The following is a 16,248-nucleotide window of genomic DNA, read 5'->3' as shown; positions in this document are numbered from 1 at the left end:
CCGGCGAGAACACAGAGTGGATCGATAGAACGGCGACACCAGCTCAAGGTCATAGCTTCTCGAATACGGTCGATGACGGAAATGGTGCGTGAACGCGATGGTGGGCCAGTCCAAGCTGGACTGGCCCACTACTCACCTATCGATTATCGAATCGGTGCTGACTCTTTATAGTGCTGCGTAGAGAACGCGAGCAACCTCGACGAGCGATACCGAGCCCGGGTCTGGGGTGCCAACGGACTTCTCACCGAGAGGACGAGCGCGACCAACCTTAGCAACCATGTCCTTGGTGGACTCTGCACCTGCTGCGCCGGCGGTGATGGCGGCGTCGAGGCGGGTCTTGAGGTCACCTTCGGTGGACTTCAGAGTATCAACGAGGGGGCTGAAAGAGTCAACGAGAGTCTTGTCGCCAACCTCGGCACCACCGAGTCGCTGAACGGCGTCGAGTGCTGCGGCAACACCCTCAACAATTGCTTCTTCGGACGGGGTGTCCTCGTTGCCGAGAACCGCACCGAACGAGGTGAGGATCGCGCCCCAGAGAGCACCGGAGGTACCCCCGGCACGGTCGGACCATGCGTCACCAGCAGCGGCAAGGGTCGTGGAGATACCCGCACCGTCAGCTACCAGTGCCTGGGCTGCCTTGGCAGCCGCACGGGAACCGTTCTCCATGCCAATACCGTGGTCACCATCGCCGGCTACGGCATCGAGTTCACCGAAGTAGTTCTTCTTCTCTTCAAGCATGGCAGCCACGTTGCCGAGGAGTTCGGCGGCCTTCTTGGCTGCTGCCTGGGAGGCTTCGGAGCCCGTCTCGGTCACGGTGACCTTGGTGGCTTCATTGTTGAGAACGGCGTCGTCGCGTGCAACGTCACCAACCGAGCCCTTGCGGTAGGCGGGGGAGTCGCAGGGAGCATTCCAGTACTGCTCGAGTTCGTCATCAACCCAGACGAGGGTGAGGGAGATGCCGGCCATGTCCAAGCTCGTCACGAACTCGCCCGACTCGAGATCAGCGATCTCGATGCCTTCTGCCTCCAGGAGGTCCGAGACCGCGCCAGCAACGATGAACATCTCTTCGTACTTGGTGTCGCCAAGACCGTTAATGATGGCAACAACGCGGTTGCCAGCGCTCGCCGGACGATCATCCAGCAGACCGTCAACGAGAGTCTTCGCAACTTCGTTTGCGGTACCCAGGGGTGCTTCGTCAACGCCGGGCTCGCCGTGGATGCCGAGACCGATTGCCATCTTCCCTTCCGGGACGGTGAACAGCGGGCCGTCCGCACCGGGCAGGGTGCAGCCATCGAAAGCCACACCGAAGGAACGGGTCGCGTCGTTGGCCTTCTCGAAGACTCGCTTGACCTCATCAAAGTTGAGTCCGGCCTCGGCGGCTGCGGAAGCGATCTTGAACGTGGGGAAGTCACCTGCGATGCCGCGGCGCTTCTCCAGCTCGTCCTTCGAACCGGAAGCAATGTCGTCGGTGACGACGAGGGTGTCGGCCTGGATGCCTTCGGCGCGAAGGCGCTCAATGGCCTGACCGAAGTGGAGGACGTCACCAGCATAGTTTCCGAAGCCCATGAGCACACCAGCGCCGCGATCGGCTGCCTTGAGAACCGAGTAGGCCTGTGCGCCCGAGGGGGATGAGAAAATGTTGCCGCACACGGCACCATCAGCAAAGCCCTGACCAACCCAGCCAGCGAAAGCCGGGTAATGTCCCGAACCGCCACCGTACACAACCGCAACCTTGCCGTCGCGCGTAGCGGTGGAACGAACCACGCCACCGTAGACGGGCTTCACGTAACGCTTGTTGGCAAGGACGAATCCGCGCAGGGATTCTGAGGGAAAATCTTCAGGAACGTTTACTAGTCGCGTCATTGCTTTTCCTTATGGTCAGGAACTGTCACCTCTGACAGATGTCGGGCAACATCATACGGACGAGTAATCCCGGACACAACCTAGTTCGCGGGCGTCAGCGGGAAATTCTCAGTATTTGAACCTTGAATGATGAGAAATTACCAGAACCTCTGAGATTCAGGTAGCGAAACTCCCTAGCTAGTTTGCTCGGACGGCGATGGCGGGCTGGATGTGGGAGGCGCGGACTGCGGGATACGCGGAGGCGATAAGACCAACGAGCCCACCAAGGAGAGGGCCGGTCATGATCATGAGGAGATTGAGATGAGCTGTCCAGCCGCTTGCCGCGGCGGCGGCGAGAACCACCCAGGAGGCAATAGCGCTTCCGCCGAGCCCGCCAAGCAAACCGATGACCATCCCCTCAAACCAGAACACGGCTGAAACCCCGGTACGAGTACTTCCTAGAGCCCGGCGCACACCAATCTCGGAGGTGCGGGAAGTAACCGAGACGATCATCGAGTTCGCTATCAGGAGGATCGTAAGAACTAGGAGGAACAGGCCCACCCAGAGCACCTGTTGAGTGAGTTGAGTCGATACCTGGGAACGTGCCACATCGGCTGTCATGATGCCCGATGCGGTGAGGCTTGTGGGATTCTCCGGCATGATCTGGTGCCGAATAATGGAGGAGATCTGGTTGCCTGCACCGACCTCAGTGCGCACCAAGATTTCGGTTGAGACATCACTGCCGACCAAGGACAGTCCTCGGTCGTATGGGATAACAATGCTTCCGGTGAGCTGATGCTCGTCCGGAAGGAATCCCACCACCGAATAGTGGATCCCATTAATAGTGACAGTGAGGCCCTCGGGGTGCCGCGTCACGGGTATGCCCAAGTCCGCTGCCGCAGCGTCCCCCAGAAGGGCAATGCGCTCCTTCCCATCAAGCATCCATGCCAGGTTTGTCGCATCGATCTCGGCAGCATCGAGATAACCGGCTGTTGCCGCATCCACTCGGGGTTGCCAGGCCACCGCACTGTCGATTGAGCGGGTGATGTAAGGAGTGGTGAGCTCCGAGACGTGAAGGATCCTCCCGGTCGCAGCTACAGTGGAGAGACGGTTGGCACGCTCCTCCACATCGGCCGGGAAGGAAAGGAGCGGTGCCGGCATGCCATCCAATTCCTCCCCGTCTCCCAGAGCCTGTGTGGTGTCGGGATCCTCTTGCAAGGTTCTGGTGACGAGAATGAGGGTATTTGTGGATGCGGCCAGATCGGCATCGATCTGTGCGGCAGCATTCTGAGAGATGCCGATGGAGGAGATGAGAGCACCGACGCTGAGTGCGACGGACATAATCAGAAGTGCTGTCTTAGCGGCCTGTGAACGCAATTCGATAACCACGTCGATCGCGAGGTCGCGTACAGATTGGATAGAGAATTGTCGCCTTCCAATCCGTTTCTCACGCAGGTCAATGCGCGACGTGCCATTCCCGCTCATGCGTGCAACCGCCCATCACGCAGTGTCAGAACCCGCTTAGCCCAGCGAGCGATGCGCTCATCGTGCGTGATGATCACGACCGCGGCACCCTTGTCAGCCTGTTCATCAAACAGATCCAAGATTGCGTGAGCATGACGGGAGTCAAGGTTCCCCGTTGGCTCATCGGCAAGTAGAAGTGCTGGTTCGTTCATGATGGCGCGGGCGATGGCAAGGCGCTGTTTCTCGCCACCCAACAGGAGCCTACCGAGTGAGTTTTCCCGGTGGGAGAGTCCAACCTGCTCGAGGGTGGAGCTAATGAGGGATTGTCGCCGGGAGCGGGGGACCTGACTGATAGCTAACTTGATCGTCAGATTCTCCGCCACGGTCCGGTGGCCAAGAATGTGAAAATCCTGAAAAACAAATCCAATGTGTTCGGATCTAACGAGGTCGGTTTGCTTGGCTGAGAGCTTGGTGGCATCAAGCCCAGCAAGACGGTACTCGCCTGCCGATGCCGTATCGAGGAGGCCAAGGATGTTAAGTAGGGTGGATTTTCCGGCACCGGACTCCCCAAAAATCGCAACTTTCTCTCCCGGGTCAACGCTGAGATCAAGGCCGTTGAGGGCTGTGATGGGAGGATTGACGTCATAGGTTTTGGAAATGCCCGAAAGTTCCAGAACGCTCACGGTTCCACCGCAATCTCCACCGTGTCTCCCGCTGCCACGTTGCCCTCGATGAGCGCAAAGCCATCCGCAACCAGGAGAACTTCAACAGTAACTTTTGCACCTCGTAGACTGCAGGAACTTCTTCTGTGATAAATCTGGTGTCAATGCAATGCCGCATCGCGATGTCGATATTATTTTATGAACTTAATGTCCTAGCTCTTGCGTATCAGGCTTAAAAGATGTTTTCGTGGATTGCATTCACATCTCTTGAAGGGTACTAGTGTCGCAACGAAATATTCTGCTGAAAATAGTCGCAGGTATCGCTATAGCGTGCCTGGGTGTGGTGATAATCGGGTTCCTTGAGATCCGGCGTATCGGTGCTCAGGACGGTGCCGTTTTCGATATGGAAAACGTTGTTGTTGGCATCACCGATCCAGTCACTCCCGTGTGGCAGATGCTTGCGCTTGGAATATAAAGGCTCTCACGGACCGTCTGGCGGGCTTATGGGCTATCCTGTTGCAGGAGACTGGCGAGTGATCTGCGCTATTGAGGACGAGCAGATGGTGATTCTCGCGATTGATCCGGGGCACCGATACTCAATTTATGACTAACAGAGCGCCCAACATCGGACTGATTGGGTCACGCCGCTAAGCCGCCCAGTTATCAGTAGCAAGGAAGGTCACCGCCTGCTCCTGGGTGACCTTCCTGTTTATTGGTTGGTGCGATTACTACTTGCTGACAGTTTTCACATGCCGGGAATTTCGAGGCGGGTCTCGCCACGTGTTTCATCGTGTCCCACGATTGGCCCGGTCTCGAATAGTCGCAGTGCAGTGGCTTGAGTGGTGATGAGTCGGTCATGCGCGGCTGCACTCAGCTTGGGTGTATGCCCCTGCGTCAGTTCCCGGTGTGTGCTAGTGCCTCGACAAGCTGTTGATGTAACTTGTGCGTCTGCAACTGCCGTGTCGGCCTCCCGTTCCTCGGGATGTTTTAGCTGTGTCTACTGGGGATTCATAGCGCTTGCCCTACCGGCGCCGAAGGGTCCTCGTCTTCACGTCTGCGACAGAATCGGTGACCGGTCTCGGTTATCTATTGATTGCTCGGTAGCGGTGCGTAGCTGTTGAGCTTCTGCCAGCGAACTTAGAGTTATTTGAGTGTGGGATTCTCATGGGCAGAATGCTCTGCAATCACTGTTGCCATCGCCATCCCCCCATCGTGGCTCATCGATAGATGCCAGGATGGGGTACCCTCGCCGTGAATATCCGCAATTGATGTGGTGACAGTGGTGAGCAGGGGTTCGTGAATGGTGAGGGAGGGGCGGCCCCAGCGATCAACAACGACCTCGATATGGGACCAGATGATGTCTTCCTGGTTGAGTGGGGGCGGGGTTCCGACGAGGGCTGCGGACCAGGCTTTGATGAAGGATTCTTTCGCGGCCCAGCGGGCTGCTAGATGAGAGTGTGGGGAGCCGGTGAGCGCCGCCCGCACCGTGGCGGTGCGGCGCTCCTGGCCGGTGAAAGCGCGGGTGTAGGCCGTGCCGGGTGAGTCCAGTTGCTCAGCAAAGGACTCAATGTCGACAAGGTCTACACCCACGCCGATGATCACTCGAAAAAACCGCTCTCAGAAAGGCGTGCCTCAGGATCGAGAAGCATGGCTGCTTCCAGTTCCTTCGTCTCACCCTTGAAGCGACGATCCTCGATCGCGGTGAACAGGGGCTCATGCCCTAGCATGCCTGCCTCGCGGCGGCGCACACCGGCACGCAGGCGTGCCGACGCAGCCTCCACCCAGGCCGTGGCAGCATCCTCGCCGCGCTCCTGACGGACCGCCTGCTCGAATGCTGCCGGGTGCACGAGGGCAACGAGTGCCGAGACGTGACCGAAGCCGAGCGAGGTGAGCAGACCTGCCTTTACCGTGGTGGGCAGCTGGATTGGGTCGCGCAGCCACACCAGACCCGGGGAGGTAGCAAGCTCCGGATCGACACAGTCGAGTGCCTTGTTCGCGGGGATCTTGCCGGTGCGGAAGATATCGGCGAGGCCGGCAGTCTGGAATACCGCGGCACCGCCCTTCGCGTGACCGGTCAGTGTCTTCTGCGATACCACGAAGTACGGGTTACCTTCCGTGCGTCCCATGGCGCCCGCGAGACGGGTGTGGAGGCTGGACTCGTTCGGATCGTTCGCGTTCGTGGACGTGTCGTGCTTGGAGATCACGGCGATCTCATCAACGGCGACACCCAGGTCGGCGAGGTTCTTGACGAGCTTCGAGTTCACTCCGCCGCGTCCGGCTGCGAGCGCACCGAGTCCCGGGGCCGGGATCGAGGTGTGCGCACCGTCGGCGTACGACTGGGCGAAACCAACGACCGCGTACACGGGCAGACCCATCTCGGCAGCGACGGAGCCGCGTGCGAGCAGGATCGTGCCACCACCCTGGGATTCGACGAAGCCGGCACGGCGACGGTCGTTCGCACGCGAGTAGAAGCGTTCGTTGATGCCCTTAGCTGCCATCGCATCCGAATCCGCGGTTGCGTTCATGGAGGCGAAGCCGGAGATCGACTCGACCGAAATGTCGTCGATTGCGCCAGCGACCACGAAGTCAGCCTTGCCGCAGGCAATCTTGTCGACACCTTCCTCAACCGAGACGGCAGCCGTTGCGCAGGCACCGATCGGGTGAATCATCGAACCGTAGCCACCAATGTAGGACTGCATCGTGTGAGCAGCGACCACGTTGGGGAGGGTTTCTTGGAGGATGTCGGAAGGGATGTCTTCGGCCAGGAACCGGTCCAGGAACAGCTTCCTCATCGAGGTCATGCCACCAAAGCCGGTGCCCTGGGTCATCGCCACATCGGAGGGGTGGACTGCCTGCAGGATCTCCGCGGGGGAGAAGCCTGCCGACAGGTACGCATCCACGGCCGAAACGAGGTTCCAGACAGCGATACGGTCGATCGATTCGACCATGGACGTGGGGATGCCCCAGCGGGTCGGGTCGAAGTCGGTCGGGAACTGTCCGCCCACCTTGCGGGCCATGGTGGCCCGGCGCGGCATGCGGGAGCGGGCACCGGTCTTACGGGTGACCTGCCATTCCCCATCGACCTCGTGCGCCTCGGTGAAGGCCGGGTCGGCATCCACGTAGGACTTGGCGGCTTCCTCGGAGTCGACACCGAAGGTGACGTCCTTGTCGAGGAACATTTCGACCGCCTCGGGGCTCGTCAGATCCTCGATCGCAATCGAGTCTACGAAGGTGCGGACACCGGAACGGGCCACAACTTCATCGCGGTACCGGTCGAAGATCTCGGCCTCATCCACGATCTTGTCGTCGGTGTCGTACCAGCCAGCAACCGGCGTATCCATCCAGCGCAGCAGCCCGGTCATCCACGCCAGTTCCAGAACGCCTGCCGCGGTGAGTTCCACGGTGCCGTCGGACTGGATGCCGTACTCGGCTTCGAAACGGGTACGTCCCGAACCCCAGGGGCTGACTTCGCCCAGACCCACCACGACAACCATGTCATCGAGCGAGGTCTTGACCTTCGTCCACTGCGCGGTCGGCTGGAAGGTACGGACGGGGGAGGGCAGTGCTTGGAGGGTTGCGGGAGCATCCTCGACCTCAGCCAGGACAGGGGTCTCAACTTCGTCGCGGAGGGCAGCGATGTTGATCTTGCCCATGCCTCCCGTCAGGTCAGCATCGAGAGGAGCCTCCAGTGCCTTGGTCTTCGATTCGGGGGTGCACAGGGCAAGGAGCTCTGAAGAGATCTCTGCCGGTGTCCACACGCGAATACCGGACTTCTCGGCGGCCTCAACGAGCGGATCGTTGCCACCCATGAGTCCTGTGCCGGCGACCCAGCCGATGCGGGGGTGAGCGATCGTGATGCGCTCGGCCCACGGCTCGACCTGCCACTTGTTGGCGATGGCATCGAATGCTGCCTTGACTTCACCGTATGCGCCGTCCCCACCGAAGGTGCCACGGTTCGGGGAACCGGGCAGGACCACGTGCAGGCGGTGCTCCACATTCGTGTCCGCACCAATCTTTGACAGTGCCGTCATCGAACGCTCCACCGACCACAGGAGCAGGCGAGCCTGGTTCTCAGCGGCCGGACCGGCATCCTCCACCGAGCCCGCCACGGGCGGCGCTGCGAAGGGGAAGTACAGGTCGGGAACGAGAGCCGGCTTCGTCACCTTGACATCGGAACCGACAGTCTCCGACTGTTCGGTACCGATCCAGTCGACCAGAGCATCGACATCACGGTAGGAGGACAGGTTCGCGGGCACAAGCCACAGGGCTGCCTCCGCGGAAGCGTTCTCCCGGTAGAGGGTTTTTGCAAAGGCGAGGCGGGCGGCGTTGATGCGGGAGGCGGTCGCCACGACCGTGGCACCACCGGCGAGCAGCTTCGCGACGACGCCACCGGCGATCGAATTGGGAGCCATGCCCGTGACGATTGCGACCTGGCCCGAGTATTCACCCGGGGTCTGATCAAGAGCTTCATCGGCGATCTCACCAAAGCGTGCCTTTGTCTCACCGTCGGACTGGCCAGCCCACCAGGTGGCCTGGTCGGCAACGGCCTGGCCGGCACCCTTGAAGGAAACCGTTTCGGGAAGCTCCGTGCCCGCCCAGAGGCGTGCCAGATCCTCGCGAGCCGAAGCCCACCGGTCGTCGAGCAGGATCGCCTGGCGAGCATCGAATGCCGGGGTTACGAGCTTGACCCAGCCCGAACCGAGCTCAGCCTCGATCGCGTCCAGTGCTTCACGGGTCTCGTTCTCTTCCGCATGATCGAAGGAGGCGGGAACCGTCTCGTCCAACCCGAGCGCGCCAAGCAGGTGGCGTGCGGACTGGGCGAGGATGCCGGTCTTGCCGGTGATCGACTCGGAGAACTCGTCGAGTGCCGCGGAGTCAACGGTGGCACCACCACCGGCACCTCCCCCGGACGGGATCGCGACGGGAATGCCGTGGGCGGCACCGATTTCGGTGACGGCCGCGTCAATGATCGCGTTGATGTCGTTCACACTCGAGGCCTCGGTTGCCATGGTGGCAAGATCGCCACCACGGGTCGAAGAACCCGGGCGGGTTCCGAGGAGGATGGCCGAGGTGGTGTGAGCCACCCAGCCCTCGCCGAGCTGCCACACGTTACCGACGCGTTCGGCGATGTAGGACTGCTTCTGACCGGCAGCACCAAACAGCTTACGAACGCGGTCCTTGATTGCTTCGGACAGGACGGGACCGAAGGGCTTGTAGTTGTGGGCCGCACGGTCAACGGTATTGGACAGGGTTGCCACATCGGCTTCCGCAGCCCCCTCAACGCTCGCCAAGCCCAGCTCGGAGGAGAAGTCCATGAGCAGCTGGTTGAGGCGCGAGGAAACACCGTTCGTCAGGGTTCCGGTCGTATCTGCGGCACCGATCTGTTCGGGACGCAACTTGTTCGCGAACGCGAGCAGGGTCTTGATCGCATCCGATGCTCGGTAGGGCAGGTCCGCGGGACGTTCCACCGAACCGGCAGGTGCCGGGGCGGGAGGGGGGGGGGGGGGCCGGGGCCTGTCCTTCTTTACCACTAGGAGGGTGGGTAAAGAGAGCGCCGTCCTCGGCTAGGAAGGAGGGGGGGGGGGGGGGGTGCGGCGGGGGCCACGGCAGCCTGCTCGGCTACCTCAACTTCTTCCTCATCCTCGATGACCTTGACGTCCTCGTGGTAAACGAACGCTTCGTCACGCTGAACGTTACGGACAGTGACGGAGGCGTCGTTGAACTCGGGCAGAGCCAGAGTCTTCGAGGCAAGGTTCGCGAGGGTCGGGGCGGCACCGAGACCGATTTCGACGATCTCGTTGATGTCGAGCTTGTCCTTGGAGAACAGGAGCTCCTGGGTTTCAATCCAGCGCACCGGGGAGGCGAACTGCCAGCACAGCAGCTCGATAAGGATGGTGCGGGTCAGCTTCGTCTTGTCCTTCATTTCCTCATCCCAGTTCTCAAGGACAGCCTCAAGCTGGGTGGAGGGAACAACATCGAGGATCGTGCGGACAAAGTCCTGCGTCAGCTCGAACGGAACCGCAACAAGGTTCGGGATGTACTTGTGCTCAAGTTCCCGGTAATCAATCTCGGTTGGGAGCAGTTCGGTCAGGCGCTCGCGGAACTCCGGAACACCGTCGTGCAGGACAGCCGAGTGGAAGGGAACGTCGATGCCCGGGACGAGCATGAACGGGCCCTTACCGCCGGCCTGGCGAGCACGCTCACCAGCATCCTTCGCCAGTGCCTTGAGGCCCGCAATGGTGCCCGCAATCGCATACTGCTGGCCAGCCAGGTTGTAGTTGACGATCTCGAGGAACTCGCCGCTCGCCTTCGCCACGCTGTCAACGTATTCGTTGACGTGCTCGTGGCCGACACCGAACTGGTTAGGGCGCAGCGCACCCATCTGGTAGTTCGACCTGCCCTGCTCGTCACGGGGGACGAGGTTGTGCATGGTGGCGCCGCGGTGGAACACGAGCTCAAGAACCGTTTCCAATTCAATAACGTTCGCGTACGCGGACAGGGAGTTGTATTCACCGAGGGAGTGGCCCGCGAAGTAGGCACCATCAACCACAGCACCGGCCTCACGCAGGCGTGCGGTCTGAGCGAACGCGAGGGTCGCGAGCGCAACCTGGGTGAACTGGGTGAGATTAAGAACGCCCTCCGGGTGCTTGTACACAACACCCTTCGCGGTCAGCTCGGTCGGGTTGTCCCGAACGAGAGCGAGGATCGAGAAGCCGAGGACCTTGCGGGTGTGAGCATCTGCTCGGTCCCACACGTCAGCGGTGGCCTTCGAGGAGGCGCGCTCGGCCAGACCCATGCCCTGGGCCTGGATGCCCTGACCGGGGTAAACGTAGGCGGTGGACGGTGCGGAGGTGGTGGCCGTGCCCGTGGAGACGAGTTCGGAACCGACCTTGCAGGTGACCTCGAGGACGAGGCCGCCACCCTTGAGGCGACCAACGCGCTCAACGGTAATGTCCACCTCGTCGTTCAGGTCAACAAGACCGAACATGCGGTACGTCCACCCGGTGAGCTTGAGTCGATTGCCCTGATCATCGGCAGCGGAGGCGGCGTGCTGGGCGGTGGCGGACAGCCACATGCCGTGCACGAGAGGAGCCTTGAGGCCCGCGACGCGTGCCGCATTGTGCGAGGTGTGGATCGGGTTGAAGTCGCCCGACACCCACGCGAACGGAGTCATGTCCGAAGGAGCGGTGGCCTTGACCTTGCGGAGCGTGGAACGCGGGGTGTCCACGACCTCGACGGTGGTGCCACCCGCGAATGGAGGGTCGGCGGGGAGCTGGTTGCCGGAGGCGCGGCCGCGGATCGCGAACCTCTCCTCCATGTGACCAACCTTCTCGCCATCAATGAACAGGTCGAGATCGACCTCGACGATGCGGCCGGAGGACGATTCGTTGATCGACTCGGCCCAGGAGACGACGTCGATGCGGTCCGCAACGAGTTCGGAGACGGGACGGTCGAAAGAGATCGTGTGGTCGAGGTGGACGGCGTTGAGCAGGCCTTCGATGACCGGGTAGTCGTTGACGATGGCGGAGCCCAGTGCCGCGTAGATCGCGGGCCAGCAGGGTCCGAGCAGAGCATCCGGAACGATTGTGGCCGTATCCAGGTTGAGAGCATTCGCCGTCACGGCCGCGTGATCGGGGCCGAGGGTGGCGGGGAAGCTGAACGAGTAGTGGGCCTCGCCAAACTCCGACAGTTCGGAATCAACCATGGTCGGCAGTGCCGTGATCTCGTCACCCGTGACGCCAACGTTGCCCACACCGGCGGTGCCGGCGAGCAGGTTGAACATCGAGGTGGGCAGGCGATCCTCGTCGACAACGGGCACGCCACCGTCGCGGACCGAGTCCGGCAGCAGCAGCGGCACAACGAGCTCACGCACGGCGTGCACCGAGGCGGACGAACCATCCCAGTAGGTGTCGAGGTTGACCGTGATCGTCGCCTTATTGCCGTCGATCTCCAGATCGTATGCGGAAGGGTCGAGGATGTGGGCGGGGTTGTCCATGAGGTGCCCGGTCCAGGAAATGAACGGGATGGCACGCACGTACTCGGCAGCGTCCTTCGCGTTTGAGAGGCGAGAGTAGGCGGACAGTTTCTCTACCTTGCCGTCGAGGCGCTCGATTGTTGCGTCCTCGAAGCGGCCAAGGATCGTGGCGATCGGCTCGTTGACGGTCGTGATGCCACCGACGGACAGCGGGCCGGGAATGATTCGTACCGCGTTCGCATCGTAACGGTCGTCCTGGGCCTGCCAGAGCGAGTCCTGACCCCACCAGCGCAGCAGGTCATCGTCGATTGCGGGAACGAAGCCCATGGGCTTGGGGTACTTGCGGCACAGTGTAATGAACCAGGCCGAGTCGAGCGGGGTGAGGGTCAGCTCCTCCGACAGTGGGTATGCCTCAATGAGGCGATTAGCTGCGGGTTGTCCTGCTTCAACGTCTGCTTCCGTGGGGAAGAGGGTCGTGACGGGGCCGTGATCGGCAGGCGAGAGGCGTGCCTCGAAGCGCTGCAGCAGCTCGTGGAAGCGGGTGAGCCAGGACGGATCCACCCACGGGTGCGAAAGCTCAGCGAACCGGGTTGCCACCTCGGCGTAGGTCATTTCACCCAGGTCACCGAAGTAGGGCTTCGAGGTCTTGTTGAGAGCCTCAATGATTTCACCGCGGCGGGACTTCAGCTGTTCGGGCTTGCCCTCAACCTCGGCCACGAGGCGGGCGCAGGCGGCCGCATCGTTGTCGATTTCGTACATGTCGGCACGCAGGTGCGACAGACCGGAGGTCATGCCGCCCTTTGAAAGGCCGGCACCAACCCAGCCACCCTCGGACGCGGGAACACCCTTCGTCTTGACGAGCAGTTCCTTGACGGAATCCTGGGTCTTGGCTTCCTTTGCCGTCATGGCTGCGGTGCCGATGAGGACACCGTCGACCGGCATGAGAGGAAGATCGTAGGTGAGCGCCCACTCACCCGAAATGTAGTCCGCGGCGCGCTCGGGAGTGCCGATGCCGCCACCGACACAGAGGATGACGTTTTCTTGACGGCGGATCTCCGCATACGTGGAGCGGAGCAGGTCGTCGAGGTTCTCCCACGAGTGGTGACCACCTGCGTGACCATCCTCCACGTGCAAAATAATCGTGGCGTCAACGTTGCGGGCAATGGAGAGCGAATGGCGGATCTGGGCCACCGTGCCCGGCTTGAACGCAATGTACTTGAAGCCCTCGGACTGGAGGGTAGCGATCAGCTCCGGAGCCTCATCAAGCTCGGGGATACCGGCTGAGACGACAACGCCGTCGAGCGGAGCGCCCGATTCGCGTGCCTTCGACACGACCCGCTGGCCACCAAACTGCAGGTTCCACAGGTAGCGGTCCATGAACATGGCGTTGAACTTCGCCGTACGCCCATCATCCAGCTGCTCCTGCAGGCCAGCCAGGTTCTTGGCGAACACGTCGGCGGTCACCTGGCCGCCGCCACCCATCTCCACCCAGAAACCAGCGTTCGCTGCCGCGGCCACGATCTCGGGGTCCACGGTCGTGGGGGTCATGCCGGCAAGGAGAACGGGGGAGTTACCGGTGAGGCGCGAAAACGCGGTCTCAACAACCGTGCCGGTGGGCAGTTCGAGCAGGCGCGGTGTGTGCACCGACCAGTCCGCGGTCTTCTCCGGCTCCTGGCCGGGGGCCGCGAGGGCGTCAATGTCGGTCAGGGTGCCTGCCGAGACAACACCGGCGCCGGTGCCTTCGAGAACATCGGAGGTGATGCGAGCAACGACGTTGCCGGGACCGAGGTCAACAAACCAGGTGGCGCCATTCTCGCGTGCCGTGCGGACCTGGGTGGCCCAGTCAACCGGGTCAAGGAGCACGCCGGACGCGAGCTCTTCAACACCGGTGATGCCACAGGTCTTCGCCCATGCCAGCACCTGGTCGTAGGCGGGCCGGAGTAGTTCGTGGTGGAAGGGAGCATCCACATCCAAGTATTCGAGAACCGGTGCGAGCGGCATGCCACCCCTCACCTTCGCGGCCAGTTCCGCACGGTCGGCCTTCTCCGCTGCCTGAGCGGCGAGTTCAACGCGTTCGAGGACGGCGGGGGTGCCGGACACGATGAAGCGGCGGCGCGAGTTCTGGATCGAAATCGTGGCACCTGTGCCCTCCACCATCTTCTCCAGGTCAGAGCGTGACACGTCACGGACGGAAAGCATGGGGGACTTGGTCGGGTGGGACATGCCGAGCGTGCGGCAGGTGCGGGATGTTGCGGCACCGATGAGACGTGCTATCGCGAAGATGCGAGCGAGCGCCCTGGAGTCCTTCTCCACCCAGGCCTTCGCCAGTTCGGCACCGATGATGCCCTGGGAGTGGCCCAGGATCTCGGACGGACGTGACACGCCAATGTCGAGACCGGCCGAGGACAGGGCGTGCAGGAGCGAGTACTGTGCGGCGGTGATGCCGGGGACGGACTTCGCGGGATCGTTGTAGTCCGTGATGCTCTCAAGGGTGAGAGCGCCTGCCCCAACGGCAGCGAGCTGTGCCGCAATTGGGGCGAGCAGTTCGTCAGAGTCGGCAATGAGGGAGCGGAGCGAGTGGGCAAGGTTGGAGTCCTCACCAATTTCGCTCAGGGTTTCGCGCCACGGGGTTGCCTGGCCAGCAAACATCAGGACGTAGGGCTCGCCGGAGGCGAGACGTGAAATAAAACTAGAAGCCATGTTTCCTTCTTTTTATAGCGGGCCGTTGGAGTGGCGTTTGGGACCTGGGTGCGAACGATCTTTCGTCCGCAAGATTTCAAGAGACTCGGCGATGGTTTGGCGAGTGAGAACGGGGTCAATAATTCCGTCCAACTCCCCCTCCTCGACCGACAGTGCTGGGTTGATGACATTGGCCTGATATTCGTCAGCAAGGCGCTGACGGGCCTGGTTCATGTCCTTCTCGTTGGGGCCGGCTGCCTTGATTTCGCGGCGGTGCAGAATATTGACCGCACCCTCGGCACCCATGACGGCGATCTCGGCATCGGGCCACGCGAAAGCGAAGTCTGCACCGATCGACTTCGAACCCATGACGATGTAGGCGCCGCCGTAGGCCTTGCGGAGAATAATGGTCACCATCGGGGTGGTGGCGTTCGCGTAGGCGTAGATGAGCTTGGCTCCACGGCGAATAATGCCGGCCTGCTCCTGTTCGGTACCCGGGCGATATCCGGGCACGTCCACGAGCGTGACAATCGGGATTCCGTAGGCGTCACAGCAGCGCACGAAACGCGCGGCCTTCTCGGACGCATCCACGTCGAGCGTGCCAGCGTTGTGGTTCGGCTGGTCTGCCACGATGCCAACGGCGGAACCGTTGATGCAGGCAAAACCAATGACGATGGAAGTAGCGAAGCCCTGCGAGATTTCGAGGAACTCACCGTAGTCGACAAGGTGCTCGATGACCTCAACAACGTCATAGGGCTTGCGGGAGTCTTCGGGGACGAGCGCCTGCACCTCGGCAGCCGCCTTCTCGTCCTCAACGGACGGAGTGTACGTGTAGCTCGGGGGTAGCTCGTCGCAGTTCGAGGGTAGGTAGGACAGGAGCGAACGCACGTAGTCGATCGCGTCCACCTCGTCATCAGCCAAGTAGTGTGCAACACCGGACTGGAAGTTGTGCAGCTCGCCCCCACCCAGCTCGTTCATCGACACGTTCTCACCCGTGACGGCCTTGACCACTTCGGGTCCCGTCACGAACATGTGAGAGTTTTCCTTCGTCATGATGATGAAGTCCGTCAGCGCAGGGGCGTACACGGCGCCGCCGGCCGAGGGGCCGAGAATCATGGAGATCTGGGGGATAAGACCGGAGGCCTCGCAGGTCTTCTTAAAGATCCGACCGTACTGGGACAGTGCGATCACGCCTTCCTGGATGCGGGCACCGCCCGAATCCAGCATGGAAATGATCGGGATCTTCATGGCGAGCGCCTTGTCCATGAGAGCCAGAATCTTCTGACCCTCCGCACGACCCAGCGTGCCGCCCCGGACCGAGAAATCCTGGGCATAGACGGCGACCTGACGGCCCGCGATCTCACCAAACCCGGTCACCACGGCAGCGCCAAGGAAACCGGTTGCGGGATTACCGCCAGCGAACTGACCAATCTCCACAAAAGAATCGGCATCGAGCAGCATGTTGAGGCGCTCGCGGGCCGTGTTCTTACCCTTCGGGTGCTGGAAAGCGGCCGCTTTCTCCTCCGCGGTCGCGGCGATCTTTGCGTAGTCAACGCGGGTAGCCGTGACGGGGGTAGCGTGGGGCTTCCTCGTCGGCATCACCCGCGAAACGATTCCACGCAACGT

General features: G+C 61.8%; 8 protein-coding genes. 1 reads left to right on the top strand and 7 read right to left on the bottom strand.

Annotated features, from left to right (window positions below; translation table 11 throughout):
* Window positions 1-165: 165 nt before the first annotated feature.
* From BN1241_RS06065 to BN1241_RS06055, 3 genes are all read right to left on the bottom strand, one after another.
* The gene (locus BN1241_RS06065) at window positions 166-1,863 is read right to left on the bottom strand and encodes a dihydroxyacetone kinase family protein (protein WP_054952780.1); all 1,698 of its coding nucleotides are present in this window, start codon (window positions 1,861-1,863) and stop codon (window positions 166-168) included.
* Between the two features lie 177 nt (window positions 1,864-2,040).
* Complete coding sequence (locus BN1241_RS06060; protein ID WP_054952779.1) at window positions 2,041-3,327, bottom strand: ABC transporter permease; 1,287 nt, start codon at window positions 3,325-3,327, stop codon at window positions 2,041-2,043.
* Window positions 3,324-3,989: an ABC transporter ATP-binding protein gene (locus tag BN1241_RS06055; protein ID WP_054952778.1), complete on the bottom strand. Its 666-nt coding sequence runs from the start codon at window positions 3,987-3,989 to the stop codon at window positions 3,324-3,326. The genes BN1241_RS06060 and BN1241_RS06055 overlap by 4 nt, the downstream gene beginning before the upstream one ends.
* Before the next feature lie 319 nt (window positions 3,990-4,308).
* On the opposite strand from BN1241_RS06055, the gene BN1241_RS13430 reads away from it, so the two are divergent.
* Window positions 4,309-4,443: a hypothetical protein gene (locus BN1241_RS13430; protein WP_261795467.1), complete on the top strand. Its 135-nt coding sequence runs from the start codon at window positions 4,309-4,311 to the stop codon at window positions 4,441-4,443.
* A 668-nt stretch (window positions 4,444-5,111) separates the two neighbouring features.
* Here the strand turns inward: BN1241_RS13430 and acpS are convergent.
* The 4 genes from acpS to BN1241_RS06040 form a co-directional block, all read right to left on the bottom strand.
* Complete coding sequence (gene acpS / locus BN1241_RS06050; RefSeq protein ID WP_222704409.1) at window positions 5,112-5,558, bottom strand: holo-ACP synthase AcpS; 447 nt, start codon at window positions 5,556-5,558, stop codon at window positions 5,112-5,114.
* Between the two features lie 8 nt (window positions 5,559-5,566).
* Complete coding sequence (locus BN1241_RS13260; protein ID WP_230198278.1) at window positions 5,567-9,436, bottom strand: beta-ketoacyl synthase N-terminal-like domain-containing protein; 3,870 nt, start codon at window positions 9,434-9,436, stop codon at window positions 5,567-5,569.
* 62 nt (window positions 9,437-9,498) lie between these two features.
* The gene (locus BN1241_RS13255) at window positions 9,499-14,643 is read right to left on the bottom strand and encodes a fatty acid synthase subunit beta domain-containing protein (protein ID WP_230198277.1); all 5,145 of its coding nucleotides are present in this window, start codon (window positions 14,641-14,643) and stop codon (window positions 9,499-9,501) included.
* 12 nt (window positions 14,644-14,655) lie between these two features.
* Window positions 14,656-16,221, bottom strand: a complete 1,566-nt coding sequence (locus BN1241_RS06040) for an acyl-CoA carboxylase subunit beta (RefSeq protein ID WP_054953821.1) — start codon at window positions 16,219-16,221, stop codon at window positions 14,656-14,658.
* Window positions 16,222-16,248 lie beyond the last annotated feature (27 nt).

Source organism: Flaviflexus massiliensis (genome assembly GCF_001375495.1).
GTDB lineage: Bacteria > Actinomycetota > Actinomycetes > Actinomycetales > Actinomycetaceae > Flaviflexus > Flaviflexus massiliensis.
This window is presented reverse-complemented; position numbering and strand designations above follow the sequence as displayed.